The 15,315-nt window shown below is 64.6% G+C and carries 19 protein-coding genes; 9 read left to right on the top strand and 10 right to left on the bottom strand.

Annotation, left to right across the window (positions count from 1 at the left end):
• Positions 1-8: 8 nt before the first annotated feature.
• Positions 9-365: a YraN family protein gene (locus tag POM99_RS12355; RefSeq protein WP_277278238.1), complete on the top strand. Its 357-nt coding sequence runs from the start codon at positions 9-11 to the stop codon at positions 363-365.
• A gap of 22 nt (positions 366-387) precedes the next feature.
• Here the strand turns inward: POM99_RS12355 and POM99_RS12360 are convergent, their stop codons facing one another.
• Positions 388-561, bottom strand: coding sequence for a hypothetical protein (locus POM99_RS12360; RefSeq protein ID WP_277278239.1), 174 nt, complete (start codon positions 559-561; stop codon positions 388-390).
• Between the two features lie 126 nt (positions 562-687).
• On the opposite strand from POM99_RS12360, the gene gshB reads away from it, so the two are divergent.
• Both gshB and POM99_RS12370 read left to right on the top strand, forming a co-directional pair.
• A complete protein-coding gene (gene gshB / locus POM99_RS12365; RefSeq protein ID WP_277278241.1) occupies positions 688-1,635 on the top strand; it encodes a glutathione synthase in 948 nt (315 codons plus the stop codon).
• A gap of 85 nt (positions 1,636-1,720) precedes the next feature.
• Positions 1,721-2,347: a DedA family protein gene (locus POM99_RS12370; RefSeq protein WP_277278243.1), complete on the top strand. Its 627-nt coding sequence runs from the start codon at positions 1,721-1,723 to the stop codon at positions 2,345-2,347.
• On the opposite strand, the gene POM99_RS12375 is transcribed toward POM99_RS12370, so the two are convergent.
• The 6 genes from POM99_RS12375 to POM99_RS12400 form a co-directional block, all read right to left on the bottom strand.
• A complete protein-coding gene (locus POM99_RS12375; RefSeq protein WP_277278245.1) occupies positions 2,331-2,870 on the bottom strand; it encodes a hypothetical protein in 540 nt (179 codons plus the stop codon). The genes POM99_RS12370 and POM99_RS12375 overlap by 17 nt on opposite strands.
• 256 nt (positions 2,871-3,126) lie before the next feature.
• Complete coding sequence (gene accC / locus POM99_RS12380) at positions 3,127-4,473, bottom strand: acetyl-CoA carboxylase biotin carboxylase subunit (RefSeq protein ID WP_277278247.1); 1,347 nt, start codon at positions 4,471-4,473, stop codon at positions 3,127-3,129.
• A 10-nt stretch (positions 4,474-4,483) separates the two neighbouring features.
• Positions 4,484-4,972 carry an acetyl-CoA carboxylase biotin carboxyl carrier protein gene (gene accB, locus POM99_RS12385; protein ID WP_277278248.1) on the bottom strand — a complete coding sequence of 163 codons (489 nt, stop codon included), beginning with the start codon at positions 4,970-4,972 and terminating at the stop codon, positions 4,484-4,486.
• Between the two features lie 257 nt (positions 4,973-5,229).
• Positions 5,230-5,664 (bottom strand): type II 3-dehydroquinate dehydratase, encoded by a 435-nt coding sequence (gene aroQ, locus POM99_RS12390; protein WP_277278251.1) that lies wholly within the window; start codon positions 5,662-5,664, stop codon positions 5,230-5,232.
• Between the two features lie 77 nt (positions 5,665-5,741).
• Positions 5,742-6,095 (bottom strand): hypothetical protein, encoded by a 354-nt coding sequence (locus POM99_RS12395; protein ID WP_277278253.1) that lies wholly within the window; start codon positions 6,093-6,095, stop codon positions 5,742-5,744.
• A gap of 208 nt (positions 6,096-6,303) precedes the next feature.
• Positions 6,304-7,212: an MBL fold metallo-hydrolase gene (locus POM99_RS12400; protein ID WP_277278255.1), complete on the bottom strand. Its 909-nt coding sequence runs from the start codon at positions 7,210-7,212 to the stop codon at positions 6,304-6,306.
• Positions 7,213-7,274: 62 nt separating this feature from the next.
• On the opposite strand from POM99_RS12400, the gene POM99_RS12405 reads away from it, so the two are divergent.
• The 3 genes from POM99_RS12405 to POM99_RS12415 all read left to right on the top strand — a co-directional run bounded on the left by POM99_RS12405 (position 7,275) and on the right by POM99_RS12415 (position 9,536).
• Positions 7,275-7,481, top strand: coding sequence for a hypothetical protein (locus POM99_RS12405; protein WP_277278257.1), 207 nt, complete (start codon positions 7,275-7,277; stop codon positions 7,479-7,481).
• Positions 7,482-7,704: 223 nt separating this feature from the next.
• Positions 7,705-8,664: an MFS transporter gene (locus POM99_RS12410; protein WP_277278258.1), complete on the top strand. Its 960-nt coding sequence runs from the start codon at positions 7,705-7,707 to the stop codon at positions 8,662-8,664.
• Between the two features lie 158 nt (positions 8,665-8,822).
• On the top strand, positions 8,823-9,536 hold the full coding sequence (locus tag POM99_RS12415) for an SDR family NAD(P)-dependent oxidoreductase (RefSeq protein WP_277278260.1): 714 nt from the start codon (positions 8,823-8,825) through the stop codon (positions 9,534-9,536).
• On the opposite strand, the gene POM99_RS12420 is transcribed toward POM99_RS12415, so the two are convergent.
• The 3 genes from POM99_RS12420 to POM99_RS12430 form a co-directional block, all read right to left on the bottom strand.
• Positions 9,537-10,295 carry an SDR family NAD(P)-dependent oxidoreductase gene (locus POM99_RS12420; protein ID WP_277278262.1) on the bottom strand — a complete coding sequence of 253 codons (759 nt, stop codon included), beginning with the start codon at positions 10,293-10,295 and terminating at the stop codon, positions 9,537-9,539. It abuts the gene before it with no gap.
• 117 nt (positions 10,296-10,412) lie between these two features.
• Positions 10,413-10,931, bottom strand: coding sequence for a cupin domain-containing protein (locus POM99_RS12425; RefSeq protein ID WP_277278264.1), 519 nt, complete (start codon positions 10,929-10,931; stop codon positions 10,413-10,415).
• On the bottom strand, positions 10,928-11,872 hold the full coding sequence (locus POM99_RS12430) for a fumarylacetoacetate hydrolase family protein (protein ID WP_277278266.1): 945 nt from the start codon (positions 11,870-11,872) through the stop codon (positions 10,928-10,930). Before POM99_RS12430 ends, POM99_RS12425 begins: the two co-directional genes overlap by 4 nt.
• A gap of 161 nt (positions 11,873-12,033) precedes the next feature.
• Between POM99_RS12430 and hisD the strand changes: the two genes are divergently transcribed.
• The 3 genes from hisD to POM99_RS12445 are packed head-to-tail and all read left to right on the top strand — an operon-like array spanning position 12,034 to position 15,312.
• Complete coding sequence (gene hisD / locus POM99_RS12435) at positions 12,034-13,365, top strand: histidinol dehydrogenase (protein WP_277278268.1); 1,332 nt, start codon at positions 12,034-12,036, stop codon at positions 13,363-13,365.
• Positions 13,362-14,126, top strand: coding sequence for an SDR family NAD(P)-dependent oxidoreductase (locus POM99_RS12440; RefSeq protein WP_277278270.1), 765 nt, complete (start codon positions 13,362-13,364; stop codon positions 14,124-14,126). The genes hisD and POM99_RS12440 overlap by 4 nt, the downstream gene beginning before the upstream one ends.
• Before the next feature lie 4 nt (positions 14,127-14,130).
• Complete coding sequence (locus POM99_RS12445) at positions 14,131-15,312, top strand: cytochrome P450 (protein WP_277278272.1); 1,182 nt, start codon at positions 14,131-14,133, stop codon at positions 15,310-15,312.
• Positions 15,313-15,315 lie beyond the last annotated feature (3 nt).

Genomic DNA, 15,315 nt, shown 5'->3' on the forward strand with positions numbered 1-15,315 from the left:
AGGTTGCGATGAATAGGGCCGAGGCCGAGCGGCAGGGGCGGCGGGGGGAGACGCTGGCCTGCTGGTGGCTGTGGCTCACCGGTTGGCGCGTGCTGGCGCGGCGGGTGCGGATCGGCGCCGGAGAAGTGGACATCGTGGCGCGCAAGGGGCGCACCGTGGCCTTCATCGAGGTGAAGTGGCGCGCGAGCAGAGCGGCGCTGGACGAGGCGATCGACGCACGGCGGCTGCGGCGCGTGGCGCGGGCGGCCGAGGGGCTGGCGGGCAAGTATGCGCGCCAAGGCGAGGATGTGCGGATCGACGTGGTGCTGATCGCACCGGGATGCCTGCCGCGCCGGATCGCCAATGTTTGGCAACCCGGCGCTTGAGGCTCAGATGCGATAGGCGAACTCAGTGGCCGTGGCCGTCCTTGTGCTCATCCTTGTGATCGCCGTCCTTGTGATCATCCTTGTGGTCGCCGTCCTTCGGATGTTCGGTGGGGTGCGGATCGGGGTTGGCGACGGCGGCGCCGGTCCAGCCGAGAATGGCGGTGGTGCAGGCGAGAATGGTGAGCGTCTTGCGCATGAGGTCCCTTTCATGGCGTTCGTTCGGCCCGGCTTGGGCACAGTGAAATTGGTCGCACTGCACCTAAATCCGCTTTAAGGCGGCGCTCAGCACTGCCACTTGCCATTCTGCCATGGAAATTAACCGATGACCCTTCGCGTCGCCGTCCAGATGGACCCGCTCCATTCCATCAACATCGCCGGGGATTCCACCTTTGCGCTGATGCTATCTGCGCAGGAGCGCGGGCACGAGATCTTCCACTATGACGTTGGCGCGTTGAGCCTGGACGAAGACGACCGCCTGATCGCCCACGCCCATCCGGTGACGGTGCAGCGCGTGGTGGGCGACCATTACCACGCGGGCGAGCGCCGCAGGCTGGACCTGGGGCGCGACGTGGACGTGGTGCTGATGCGGCAGGACCCGCCGTTCCACATGGGCTATATCACCGCCACCCACCTGCTGGAACGGATCGAGGGCGAGACGCTGGTGGTCAACAACCCGGTGAGCGTGCGCAACGCGCCGGAAAAGGTGATGGTGCTCGATTACCGCCGCTTCATGCCGCCGACGCTGGTGACGCGGTCGGTGGAGGAAGTGCGCGCCTTCCAGAAGAAGCACGGCGCCATCGTGATCAAGCCGATCCACGGCAACGGCGGCAAGGCGATCTTCCGCGTGGGGCCTGAGGGCGAGAACCTCGGCGCGCTGTTCGAGGTGTTCAACCAGACCTGGCCCGAACCACACATGGTGCAGGCCTTCCTTCCCGAAGTGGCCAAGGGCGACAAGCGCATCGTGCTGGTGGACGGCGAAGTGGCCGGAGCAATCAACCGCAAGCCGGGCGAGGGCGAATTCCGCTCCAACCTCGCCGTCGGCGGCTATGCCGAAAAGACCGAGCTGACGCCGCAAGAACAGGAAATCTGCGCCGCGCTGGGGCCGGAGCTGAAGCGGCTGGGCCTGATCTTCGTCGGGATAGACGTGATCGGCGGCAAGTACCTGACCGAAATCAACGTGACCTCGCCCACGGGGATCGTGGCGATCGACAGGTTCAACGGCACGGATACGGCGGGGATGATCTGGGACGCGATCGAGGGGCGGTTGTAGGATTTACCCCTCCACCACCCTGCGGGTGGTCCCCCTCCCCTTACAGGGGAGGATCAAGAACGCCCTTGAAGGTGTTACACCACGCATGAATGACTGGATCATCCATCTTGTCGAGGGCGGCGGGTACCTTGGCATCGCGTTTCTGATGGCGCTGGAGAACATCTTTCCGCCGATCCCTTCGGAACTGATCATGGGCCTTGGCGGCATCGCCGTGGCGCATGGGCGGATGGAGGTGGTGCCGCTGATGGTGGCGGGCACGCTGGGATCGACCGCGGGCAACTGGTGCTGGTTCGCGCTGGGGCGCAGGCTGGGCTATGAGCGGTTGAAGCCGTTCGTCGACCGGTTCGGGCGCTGGCTGACGCTGGACTGGACAGGCGTGGCGCAGCTGGTGGTGTTCTTCCAGAAGCACGGGCAATGGGTGGTCTTCGCCATGCGCTTTTCCCCCTTCATGCGCACGATGATCTCGCTGCCCGCAGGCCTCGCCCGCATGGGCCACGCGCGTTTCCTGTGCTTCACGCTGGCCGGCACGGCGGTGTGGAACGCGGTGCTGGTATGGGCCGGGTGGAAGCTGGGCCAGAATTTCGGCAAGGTGGAGGAGTACACCGGCCCCGTGGCGCTGGTGTGCTTTGCGGTTATGGGGCTTTGGTATGCCTGGCGCGTGGTGACTTGGAAGGGGCGCGAGGGGGGAAGCGTAGCTAGTCCTCCGGAATAAAGCCGTAGCGGTTCAGATAGTTCTTCTTCAATCTTCGCCATTGCTTGCGTGAAAGACGAGACTCCTGCCCACCTGCTTTCCAATAAGCTTTGCAATCCGGGTCGCATGCGATGGGTGGTGGAGGAGGTGGCGCCGAATACCGCTCGTTCCACTCAGCTTCCGAGTATTCATGGCACGCGGTAGCGCAGTTCACGTGCTTATCGAGGAAAGCCCTGACCATTCGCACCTTTTCGCAATTGGCGCTGGCGTGAAAGAGCACTTCGGACAGCGGGCTTGGCGTCAGCGTGGCCACGACGCCGACCAGCTCCCTGAACTTATCATCAGATATTGACGTCCGGTTCCATTGGATATTCGAATGCTCAACTTCGAGCAGGTTCTTCACGACAAGGTCTTGATCGGTCCAAATGACGTCGATCCAATTGATGGCTGGACCGCCGCAGCGATCCTGACCGTATGTCTCGGCGGCAGGTTCCGCATAGGAGACACCAGCCTGCAGTAGGAGGCAGGCATAAAGCAGCTTCAAGCAGGTTCCCCAGCATCGGCTCATGGCGCAATGGTACGAGGACTTTGAAAGTTTGCCAAGGACGGGGCATTGGAGACCAGCCCTCCCGTGATTTCACCCCCTTCCAAGCTCCGCTAGCCGGTTGCACTGGCAAGCGGCGTTGTCCTTCCCCCATCGAGGGGGAAGGCAGAGCTACTTCCTGCCCCCTCGATGGGGGAAGGACACGGAGGCTTGGCCGCTTGCGGCCTAGCCGCAGTTGGATGGGGGTGAAAGGCGCTCAGGCGTCCTTCGCCAGCCAGTCTTCCAGGTACTTGATGGTGTAGCCGCCATCGAGCACGGTGGGGTCGTTGAGCAGGCGCTGGTGGAGGGGGATGGAGGTCTTGACGCCTTCGATCACCATTTCTTCCAGCGCGCGCTTCAGGCGCATGATGCAGCCTTCGCGGGTGCGGCCATAGACGATCAGCTTGGCGATCATCGAGTCATAGTACGGCGGGATGCGATAGCCGGCATAGAGGCCGGAATCGACGCGCACGTGCATGCCGCCGGCTGCGTGGTAGCTCGTCACCAGGCCGGGCGAGGGGGCAAAGGTGAACGGGTCTTCCGCGTTGATGCGGCATTCGATGGCGTGGCCCTTGAACTCGATCTCGTCCTGCTTGACCGAGAGCGGCTTGCCATCGGCGATGCGGATCTGTTCGCGCACCAGGTCGACACCGGTGATCGCCTCGGTCACCGGGTGTTCCACCTGCAGGCGGGTGTTCATCTCGATGAAGTAGAACTCGCCGTTTTCCCACAGGAACTCGATCGTGCCTGCGCCGCGATAGCCCATGTCGGCCATGGCCTTGGCCACGATGCCGCCCATGCGGTTGCGCTCTTCCGTCGAGATGACGGGCGAGGGCGCTTCCTCAAGCACCTTTTGATGCCGGCGCTGCAGCGAGCAGTCGCGCTCGCCCAGGTGGATGGCGTTGCCGTTGCCATCGCCGAAGATCTGGAATTCGATGTGGCGCGGGTTGCCGAGGTACTTCTCAATATAGACGGTCGCATCGCCAAAGGCGGCCTTGGCTTCGCTGCCGGCCTGCTGGATCAGCGTTTCGAGCTGTTCGGGGCCGGTGCACACCTTCATGCCGCGCCCGCCGCCGCCCGATGCGGCCTTGATGATCACCGGATAGCCGGCGGCTTCGGCGATGGCCTTGGCTTCGGCAATGTCGGACACCGCGCCATCCGATCCGGGCACAAGCGGCAGGCCCAGCGCACCGGCCGTGCGCTTGGCCTCGATCTTGTCACCCATCGTGCGGATGTGTTCGGGCTTGGGGCCGATCCAGATCAGGCCGTGCGCCTCAACGATCTCGGCAAACTTGGCGTTTTCCGAAAGGAAGCCATAGCCCGGATGGATTGCGTCGGACTGCGTGATCTCTGCCGCGGAAATGATCGCGGCCATGTTGAGATAGCTGTCCTTGGCGGCGGGCGGGCCGATGCACACGGCATGGTTGGCCAGCCGCACGTGCATCGCATCGGCATCGGCGGTGGAATGCACCGCCACCGTCTCTATGCCCATTTCGTGCGCGGCGCGGTGGATGCGCAGCGCGATCTCGCCCCGGTTGGCGATCAGCAGGCGCTTTATGGCCATCCGTGCGGCCTCAGGCGATGACGACGAGCGGCTGGTCGAATTCGACCGGCTGCGCGTTTTCGACCAGGATGGCCTTGACCGTGCCGGCGGAAGGCGCGGTGATCGCGTTCATCACCTTCATCGCTTCCACGATCAGCAGGGTTTCGCCCGCCTTCACGCTCTGGCCCACGCTGATGAAGTTATTGGCGCCGGGTTCGGGCGAAAGATAGGCGGTGCCGACCATGGGCGATTTGACCGCACCGGCGAGGTTATCGGCCGGAGCGGCAGGCGCGGCGGCGGCGGGCGCAGCGGCCGGAGCCGGAGCAGCCTGGGCAGGCGCGGCGGCATACGTGACCGGCGCGGCCGCAGCGGTGAGGGTGCGGGCCACGCGGATCTTGCGCGTGCCGTCCTCGACCTCGATCTCGCTGAGGCCGGTATCGGCCAGCAGTTCGGCCAGTTCGCGCACCAGTGCGCTGTCGATGGCCATTCCTTCGCTCTTCGCGCCGCGATCCTGCGTCATTCGTTATCCTCGCGCGGGGTAATTGGGGTTCAAGCAGCGGCCCATGCCCGCAAGGCGGCGCGCTTGCAAGGCTTTGCGGGCGCGGATGGTGGAAAACGGGGATTCCGGCCCCGCTCGATGGTTGAAATTGTTTCGCGCAAAGACGCGAAGAGAGAAATTGGTTCGCGCAGAGACCGCAGAGAGAAGAGAGAGTGAAGGCGGCTGCTCCGCAGGCTTTATCTCTCTCTCTCTGCGACCTTTGCGGTCTCTGCGCGAAACTATAGCCGCGCGGCCGCTTCGAGCGCGACGAGGTAGCTGGTCGCACCGAAGCCGGCCACGGTGCCCTTGGCGGCCATGCCGACATAGGAGTGGTGGCGGAAGTCTTCGCGCTTGTGCGGGTTGGAGAGGTGAACCTCGATCACCGGGGTGCGGATCGCCTTGATCGCGTCATGCAGCGCCACGCTTGTGTGGGTATAGGCGCCGGCGTTGAGCAGCACGGCCCTGACCCCTTCCGCCTGCGCCTCGTGCAGCCAGTCGACCAGATGGCCTTCGTGGTTGGACTGCCGCATGTCGATTTCCAGGCCAAGTTCGCGGGCGCGGTCTTCCAGCATACCGGCGATGTCGTCCAGCGTGTCGGCGCCATAGATCTCCGGCTCGCGCGTGCCGAGCAGGTTGAGGTTGGGTCCGTTGAGGACATAGACGGTCTCGGTCATGCAGGCTCCGGCGCGGGCGATGGATCTGCGCCCTGATAGGGCGGACCGGCGCAGATGGCCAGATTGGCGTGACCGGATCAGCCGTCGTTGCTGTGGACTTCCGGCGCGGGCGGGGGATCGAGATCGTTGTCGAACGAGGGATCGTTGGCGCTGTCGTCGGTGACGGAGGCGGCGTCCTGGTCCACTTCCGGTGGACCGACATTGGCATCTTCGGCGGGGAAGGGCTGCGGCGCCCCGCGCTGGGCAAAGGATTCGGCCGCCTTGGCGCGCTTTTCGGCAGAATCGGCCTTGGCCTCCACCGCAACGAGGCGCTGTTCCAGCTCCGCCGTCTTGCCGGAATCGCCACAACCGCCGAGCGCCAGCGCGGCGATGGCGAGAAGCGGGAGCCCGATCGTGCGGACGGGGCGGACGAGAGAGGTGGTCTTTTCCATGCCGTTCACGGGCATAGCAGGCAAAGATTACCCGAAACTAACCAAGCCGGTGCGCGAGAGCGAAATATTCGGTCGAAAGGTGTTGTAAGAATCCGGGAGCGTCGAACCCCCACCCCCAACCCCTCCCCGCGGGGGAGGGGAGCGAGACTTGCTGCGCTGTAGGCGCGGCCCAGTCGCAGCGGGGAGGGGGCTCGACGCTGGTCTGCGGTCACTTTTCCGGGCCGAAATCGGGAAGGGGGTGGTCCTTGTAATAGCCCGAGACCTTGGCGAGGTTCTCGCCGTGCGCTTCGCGATAGGCCCACCACAGGCTGACGGTCCCGTCCGCCAGTGCCTCGGGCAGGAAGCGTTCGATCGGCTGGGCCAGGATGTCGGCATCGCGCGCGTGTTCGGCCAGGCGACGGATATAGGTGCGGGTCATGTCGATCAGCGCCGGGGTGTATCCGCCCTTGGCGATCACGGCGGGATTGCCATGGTTGGGCAGGATATGGTCGAAGCCCCAGGTCTTCATCGCCGCCAGGTTGCGGTATTGTTCGCCCAGGCTTTCGGGCTCGGCCACGAAGGTCAGCGTGTCCTCCAGCGTGTCTCCCGCCAGCAGCAGGCGATCGCCGGGCAGGAACAGCACGAGGCCGTCGGCCGAATGGATATTCACCGGGCGCAGTTCCACGGTCACCTTGCCGATGGTGACGGTGGCGGGCGCGAGCAGGCCCACACCGGGCACCACAAGCGGCTTCACCGCCGGTGGGCCGGAATAGGCGCCGGATTCGATCGCGGCGCGATTGGCGATCAGGTTCTGCCGGGTCTTCTCGGTCGCCATGATCGTGCTGTCGGCATACACGGCGTTGCCGCCCACGTGATCGAGATGCCAGTGGCTGTTGGCCAGCACGAAGTGGCGCACGCCCTTGCGCGTCAGCCAGTCGCGCACCCATTGCGCCTGCGCGGTGCTGGGGAACGCATCATAGACCAGCGCGGCATCGCCGCTGAACACGGCATAGGTGGCGACGCCGACATAGTTCGCGCCGTGATCCGCCCAGGTCGCCTTCGACTGGTCCACGCTCGCTTCGGCGGGGCGCCCGTCATAGAAGGCGACGAGGTGATCGTTGATGGGCAGCACACGCATTTCGGCATGCGCGACCGGCCCGCAAAGGGCAGCGGCAAGCGCGGCAAATGACCTGATCAGGAATGAAAATCGCACGCGCCAATCCCTCCATCCGCAACCGGCATCAAGGCGGCTTGGGGCGCAGCGGACAGGCGGGCAATAAGCCGAATGGCGCAGGCGTCATCGCCCCCGCAGGGAAGGTGTGGCTTTGTGATCTGGGGATGCGGATCTTTCCGTCTGGTCTGCATCAGATCATCAATCTGCACCAGCACAGCAACTCGGGAATTTGATGGCATCGATTGCTACGATCGTATGCAATGAATTGGTCAGGCGCTCAAAAATCTGCGAACCGCAACAAGGCTCATCGCTTGATCCGGGTTAACCCGGGCGTCTGAGCCATTGCAGCGCGTGCTGCGGTGATCATTGGGGAGGCACAGCGCAGATATGGCGGTTCGCCGCATCCCCGATTGGCGGACCGGGACAGCCTTGCTGCTACCCATAACGCTGACAACCATGGCGATAGTTCTGTTGGCGCCAGTCGTGCCGCAGATGATGCAGGCATTCGCCGACGTGCCAGCACACGAATACTGGGTGCCGATGATCGTGACGGTGCCTTCGCTTTGCGTGGCGCTGCTGTGCCCGTTCGCCGGGATACTTGCAGATTGTTTCGGGAGGCGCACGCTGCTGCTCATCGCTCTTGCAGTTTATGCAGTGGTTGGGGTCGCGCCCGTCTTTCTCCATACACTGCCGGAAATCCTGGTCTCGCGTGTGGGTGTCGGCGTCGCCGAGGCTTTGATCTATGTGGTGTCCACAACGATGATCGGCGACTACTACGGCGGCGCAGCACGTGATCGCTGGCTTGCTGGCCAGACCGCGTTCGCCTCGATGTCGGCGCTTCTGTTCTTCAATATTGGCGGCTTTCTGGGCGAGGGCGGCTGGCGGGCACCATTCTGGGTTTACCTGTCCGCGTTGGCGATGTTCGGACTGGTACTGGCATACACGTGGGAACCGGCACCTGATGACGCGGCAGCACAGACAGAGCGAGCCGTGCCTTCCCGGAGTTGGCATGGCTTCCCTTGGGCGATGACAGCGCTGATCGCGGCGATCACCGTCTATGGCTCGGTATTCTTCTACACTGTGCAGATCCAGGCATCGAGCGGGCTGGTGGCGCTTGGCCTGACAAGCCCTTCGAGGATCGGCTTCCTCACCTCCATCGCCAGCATCGGCGTGCCGCTGGGCACCCTGCTCTATTCGCGCATTGGCGGTGCGCAGTTGGCCCGATTGCTGGTTGCGGAGTTCCTGATGCTGGCGGTGGGTTTTGCGCTGATGGGGCAAACCGCGTCGGTGAACGGTTTTCTGATGGGCTGCTTCATAAATCAGCTTGGTGCGGGAATGCTGCTTCCAACCTTGCTGGTATGGTCGATGAGCGTCCTGAGCTTCGAATATCGGGGACGCGGCACAGGCCTCTGGTAATCCGCATTCGCATTTGGACAATTCCTGAGCCCGATCGTCGTCACCACGGCGGGCAAGATCATGGGAGGGATCATGGGGGCATTCACATTTCTGGCGGCGGCCGCGGCTTTTGGAGCCTGCGCCGTGCTGATCGGGCCAATGCTGGGAGGCAGGCGGGCATGACCGGGCGGCTTGCGGGCAAGGTAGCGGTGGTCACCGGGGCCGGCAACGGCATCGGGCAGGCCTGTGCGGAACGGTTCGCCGAGGCAGGCGCGGTGGTCATCGCCCTTGATCTGGTGGGAACCGGGCACCCGTGTGACTTGCTTGATGAAGCGGCAGTGGCGGCAAGGTTTGCGGCCATCGGGGCAGAGCACGGCAGGATCGACGTGTTGGTGAATGCTGCTGCATTTGCGGTGTTCGACTGGATCGAGACCCTGTCCTACGCCGACTGGCGTCGGACCTTGCAGGGTGAGCTCGATATCGTGTTCCTGCCGACGCGGGCGGCATGGCCGTGGCTGAAGGCCAGCGCGAAGGCGAGCGTGATCAACTTCGCCTCGGCCAATGCGCGTCATGCGCTTGCGGGTTCGCCCGCACTGGCGCACTGCGCGGGCAAGGGCGGGGTGCTGGCGATGACGCGCCAGCTTGCGATGGAAGGCGCGCCCCACGGCATCCGCGCGAACACGATTGCGCCGGGCTTTATCCAGACTGCCGCGACGACGCGCCATCTGGAAGTGGACCCCGCGTTTGCCGGGCGGGTTCTGGAGAAGAACATGCTCAAGATGCTGGGCGATCCCGACGACATTGCCTGGTGCGCGGTGTGGCTTGCCTCGGACGAGGCACGCTTCGTCACGGGCGCTGATCTCGCGGTCGATGGCGGCGCTACAGCCTGGTGATCAGCTGCCGTCGGTGATCAGCGTCCCGCCATCGACGACCAGATTGTGTCCGGTGACGAATGCACCGGCACTGGACGCGAGGAACACGGCCGCACCCGCAACTTCGGCAGGCGTGCCGGGCCGGCGCAGCGGAGTCATTGCCATGCGGTGGGCCATGAAATCAGCGTTTTCGAGCAGTGGCTTTGATAGCTCGGTGGCTATGAAGCCGGGCGAGATCGCGTTGACACGCACATTCTGCGGGCCCCATTCGACTGCGAGATTGCGCGCCAGCTGCGCCACCCCCGCCTTGCTCAGCGCATAGGCATTGATCCGGCCATTGCCGCGCAGGCCCGACAGGCTGGAAATGAGCACCGCAGCGCCACCGCCTCGCCTTGCGATGCGTGGGAGGGCATGATTGCACAGCACGATCTGCGCGGTGAGGTTGATGGACATCACGCGCGCGTAGTCTGTCATGTCGAGATCGGCGAATGGGCCGGGCTGACCCGTGATCCCTGCATTGCCGACAAGCACGTCGAGCCCGCCGAGCGCTGCTTCGCCTTCGCCCACGAGTCGTTCAAGTGCGGCATGGTCAGTCACGTCGCAAGGCACGCCGGGCATACCGAGTTCGGCGGCGACGCGCGCCGTGTCAGCGGCATCCTCGCTCGAGATGACCACCTGTGCCCCGCTGGCGATCAGCGCCTCGGCGATGGCGCGGCCAATACCCCGGGTCGATCCGGTGACAATGGCCCCCTTGCCTGAAAGGTCGAACAGCCCGGTCATTTCAAGGGCAATGCCTTGGCGGGCGGCATTACCACAACGTCAGGGCCGAGTTTGAGGGCGTGACGCAATGCGTGCTGGAACATTCGACTGGCTCTCCGGATAGGCACGCCCCCGATGCTAGAGCTTGTGATCCGGCTTGTCTTCCGGAAGTGGCGCACCGTCGTGGAGATAGGCCGGGGCCTCGATCAGGATGAAAGCGATGCGGCAGACCTTGTCGGTGGTGTTGCGCCACAAGTGGTTGGTGCCGCGCTGAACGATAATGCCGCCCTGCCGCACGGTGCGCTTTGCGCCGTCATCCAGTTCCAGCTCGATTTCGCCTTCCAGCACAATGCCATAGTCGATCGAGTTGGTGCGGTGCATCGGGCTTTCCTTGCCCGGCAGCATGTCGACCACCCGGATCACCGAGCCGCCGTTGAGCGTGAGGCCCGCCTCGCGGTGGCGGCCGTCGGTCTCGTCGTTGTTGTCGGCAGGGACGGTCGCGGTGGTCCAGATCAGGAGAAATGCGGCATCGCCCGAAGGGATCATCCGGGTGGGGGTGACGTCCTCGGACCTGAACACGGCGCGGCCCTGCGCGTCATGGCCGGTGACGACACGCTGGACCGGCGGGAGACCGGAATCGGAAAAGATATCGCTCATGCCTTGACCACCTTCTGCTCGATCATGCCGAAGGGCGCACGGCCTGCGGCGTCCACCGCGACCATCCGCACCGTATCGCCGAAGCGCATGAATTCGGTGCGCGGGGCACCTTCGTCGATCACTTCGATCCCGCGCCGTTCGGCAATGCAGGAGGAGCCGACCTCCCGGAAATCGGCGTTGGAGACCGTGCCCGAGCCGATCACCGTGCCCGCCACCAGATCGCGCGTGCGCGCGGCATGGGCGACAAGTTCGTGGAAGCCGAAGCCCATCGGCTCACCGTTCGCAGCACCGAATTGCCGGTCGTTCCAATCGACTTTCAGCGTCAGACAGACTCGGCCATTGCGCCAGTCATTGCCCAGCTCGTCCGGCGTGATCGCAAAGGCGGCCATGCTGCACGGCGGCTTGGCCTGGATCCAGCCAAAGCCGGTTTTCATCTCCGGCCCCGCCAGCGTGCGCAGCGACCAGTCGTTGATCTGGACGATGAGCTTGATGTGGCCGAGCGCCTGTTCTGGCTTGACCCCCATGGGCACGGCATCGACGATCACCCCGAACTCGCCCTCGAAATCGATGCCGAGCGCCTCATCGGGAAACTTAACATCGTCGCCCGGGCCATAGAACTTGTCCGAGGTGCCCTGATACATCAGCGGCAGGTCGGTCTCGGGCTTGGCGATGCCCAGAACAGCATTCATCAGGTCGCCGTGGCTCTGGTAGGCCGAGCCATCGAGCCACTGCCACGCGCGCGGCAGGGGAGCGATGATCGCTTCGGGATCGAGTGCATCGGGAAACGTGGTGACTGCGGCAAGCTGCGGCGCGGCGTTTGCCCAGTTCTCCAGCGCGGACTGCAAGGTGGGATAGGGCGCGGGCGCGCACGAACCGCCGTCGGGCGATACAACCACGAGCCGGCCATCGGGCGACCCATCCCGAAGCGTTGCGAGACGCATGACTTCTTCTCTCTCCTTGCAATGCAAGCCGGTTTCCTACTGGGCTTGGCGGGGGCGGACAACGTGTTCGGATCGATAGGAAACCATCGACGCAATGCGTTGGTCCACCTGCGGCTCGGCTGGCAAGGAGCAGTTCAATCAGGGCAATCGTGGGAGAGTTCATGGCCATCTGGCTGAAGCGCGGCATGGCGGCGCAGGCGAAGGCCGATGCGGATCGCAAGGTGCGTGATATCGTCGAGGCGGCGCTCGTTGATATCCAGGCACGCGGCGATGCTGCGGTGCGTGAGATGAGCATCCGCTTCGATGGCTGGGACCGTGAGGACTACCGCCTTTCGCAGGGCGAGATCGACGCCGCGGTCGAGAGCCTGACCCCGCAAGAGCGCAAGGACATCGAATTCGCGCAGACGCAGGTGCGGAACTTTGCGCAGATCCAGCGTGCGAGCATGCAGGACGTGGAAGTCGAAACGATGCCTGGCGTCGTGCTGGGGCACAGGAACGTGCCGATCAACGCCGCTGGCTGCTATGTGCCGGGCGGCAAATACCCGCTGCTTGCCAGCGCGCACATGAGCGTGATCACCGCCAAGGTCGCGGGCGTGAAGCGCGTGATCACCTGCGCACCGCCGTTTCAGGGCAAGATCGCCCGCGCCATTGTTGCGGCGCAGGCGATGGCTGGCGCGGATGCAATCTATGCGCTGGGCGGGATTCAGGCGATCGGCGCGATGGCGCTCGGCACGCAGACGATCGACCCGGTCGATATCCTCGTGGGTCCGGGCAACGCCTATGTCGCGGAGGCGAAGCGCCAGCTTTTTGGCCGCGTCGGCATCGATCTGTTCGCCGGGCCGACCGAGACACTGATCATTGCCGATGAAGCGGGCTGCGATGCTGAACTCGCTGCGACCGACATTCTGGGCCAGGTCGAGCACGGGCCCGATAGCCCCGGCGTATTGCTCACCAATTCGGAGAAGCTCGCCCGCCAAACCATGGCCGAGATCGAGCGCCTGTTGCAGATCCTGCCCACCGCAGACCACGCGCGCAAGGCGTGGGATGCCTATGGCGAAGTCATCGTGGCGGAAAGCTACGAGGAAATGGTGCGCATCGCCGACGATATTGCCAGCGAACACGTGCAGGTGATGACCGGCGATCCCGATTACTTCCTTGAGAACATGACGAATTACGGTGCTCTGTTCCTTGGCGCGCGCACCAATGTCTCCTTTGGCGACAAGGTGATCGGCACCAACCATACCCTGCCGACGAAGAAAGCCGCGCGCTACACTGGCGGTCTCTGGGTCGGCAAATTCCTCAAGACCTGCACCTATCAGCGGGTGCTGACGAATGAGGCTTCAACGCTGGTCGGCGAATATTGCAGCCGCCTTTGCGCACTGGAAGGCTTTGCCGGACATGGCGAGCAGGCCAACATCCGCGTGCGGCGCTATGGCGGGCGCAATGTGCCCTATGCCGGGCAGGCCGAACCGAGCGAACTGACCCGCGCATGAGCCTGCCGCGCACGCCCGGCTTCCGGCTCGATGGCCGCCGTGCGCTGGTGACGGGCGCGGGACGGGGCATCGGCCTGGCCCTGGCTGCGGCGCTGGCCGAGGCGGGCGCGGAAGTGACACTGGCAGCGCGCACGGCAGCGGAAATCGAGGCCGGAGCAGAGTCGATCCGCGCGGCGGGCGGCAAGGCTCTGGCCGCGTTGCTCGACGTGTCGGACCTTGCAGCGGCCCAAGCCTTTTTCGCCGCGCGTCCGGCCTTTCACGTTCTGGTCAACAACGCAGGGACCAACCGGCCCAAGCCGCTCTGGGACGTAACCGAGGCGGATTTTGACGCGGTGTTCTGGCTCAATGTGAAATCGGCATTCTTCGTGGCGCAGGCCTGCGTGAAAGCCATGATCGCCGATGGGATATGCGGTAGCCTGATCCATATCGGCAGCCAGATGGGCCATGTCGGCGGGCCGAACCGCTCGCTCTATTGTGCCAGCAAGTGGGCGCTTGAGGGCATGAACAAGGCCTTTGCGCTCGATCTTGCACCCCATGGCATCCGCAGCAACACCATCGCGCCCACGTTCATCGAAACGCCGATGACCAGGCCGTTCTTCGAAGACCCGGACTTCAAGGCCAGCGTGCTTGCGAAAATCAAGCTCGGCCGGCTGGGCACGGTGGAAGATCTGATGGGCGCGGCGGTGTTCCTCGCCTCTGATGCCTCGCAATTGATGACCGGAACCAGCCTCATCGTTGATGGCGGCTGGACGGCGGAGTGATGTGATGATGATCTCGCTCGACTTTGATCCGTTCGATCCTGCAGTGCTTGCCGATCCTTTCGCCCATCACGCCGCTGTGCGAGATGCCGGGCCAGTGGTGTTCCTGCCACGCATCGGATGCTTCGCGATGGCGCGTCATGCTGAGGTTCAGGCCGCGCTCAAGGACTTCGAAACCTTCTTGTCCGGGCGGGGCGTGGGACTGGCCGATTTCAACCGCGAGGAACCATGGCGGCCGCCCTCGCTGCTTCTGGAAACCGATCCGCCGGTCCACGACCGCACCCGCGGCCTGATGAACCGCGTCGCCTCGCTGGCATCGCTGCGCAAGGTCATGCCGGAATGGCAGGCCAAGGCCGAGGACCTGGTGGCAGGCCTGGTGGGGTGCGGGCCGTTCGATGCCGTGCCAGCAGTGGCCGAGGCGTTTCCCCTTTCGGTGTTTCCCGATCTCATCGGCCTGCGCGAGGATGGGCGAGAACACCTCATTCCCTATGGCACGGTGGCCTTCAACGCCTTTGGCCCGCGCAACGCCCTGCTTGCCGAAGCCATGGACAGGGCGCAGGCGGCGACGGCCTGGGTGGCCGAAAGCTGCCGGCGCGAGCATTTGCGCCCCGGCGGGTGGGGGGCGCAGGTCTATGAAGCGGCGGACCGGGGTGAATGCAGCCATGCGGAGGCCGAACGGCTTGTCCGCTCGTTCCTGACCGCCGGGGTCGATACCACGGTCAACGGGATCGCCACCGCCATCCACGCGTTCGCGCGGTTTCCTGCCGAATGGCAGCGGCTGCGCGCCGATCCCACGCTGGTGAAGCGCGCCGTGGAGGAATCGCTGCGATGGGGCGGCACGGTGCAGACCTTCTTCCGCACCACCGCGCGCGATGTTGACGTGGCCGGGGTGGGCATACCCGAAGGCTCGAAGGTTCTGCTGTTCCTCGCCGCTGCCAACCGCGATCCACGCCACTGGAACGATCCGGACCGCTTTGACGTGACCCGCCAGGCAAGCGGCCACGTTGGCTTCGGTTTCGGCATTCACCAGTGCCTGGGTCAGATGGTCGCGCGAATGGAAGCCGAGGCCGTGATTGGCGCCATGATCCCGCGCGTCGCTGACATCCGCGAGGCCGCACCCGCGCGGCGTCGCCTCAACAACACGCTGCATGCGATCGACGCGTTGCCGGTTGAATTCATCCCTGCCTGAGGA

The sequence above is a fragment of the Novosphingobium cyanobacteriorum genome (genome assembly GCF_029436685.1).
GTDB lineage: Bacteria > Pseudomonadota > Alphaproteobacteria > Sphingomonadales > Sphingomonadaceae > Novosphingobium > Novosphingobium cyanobacteriorum.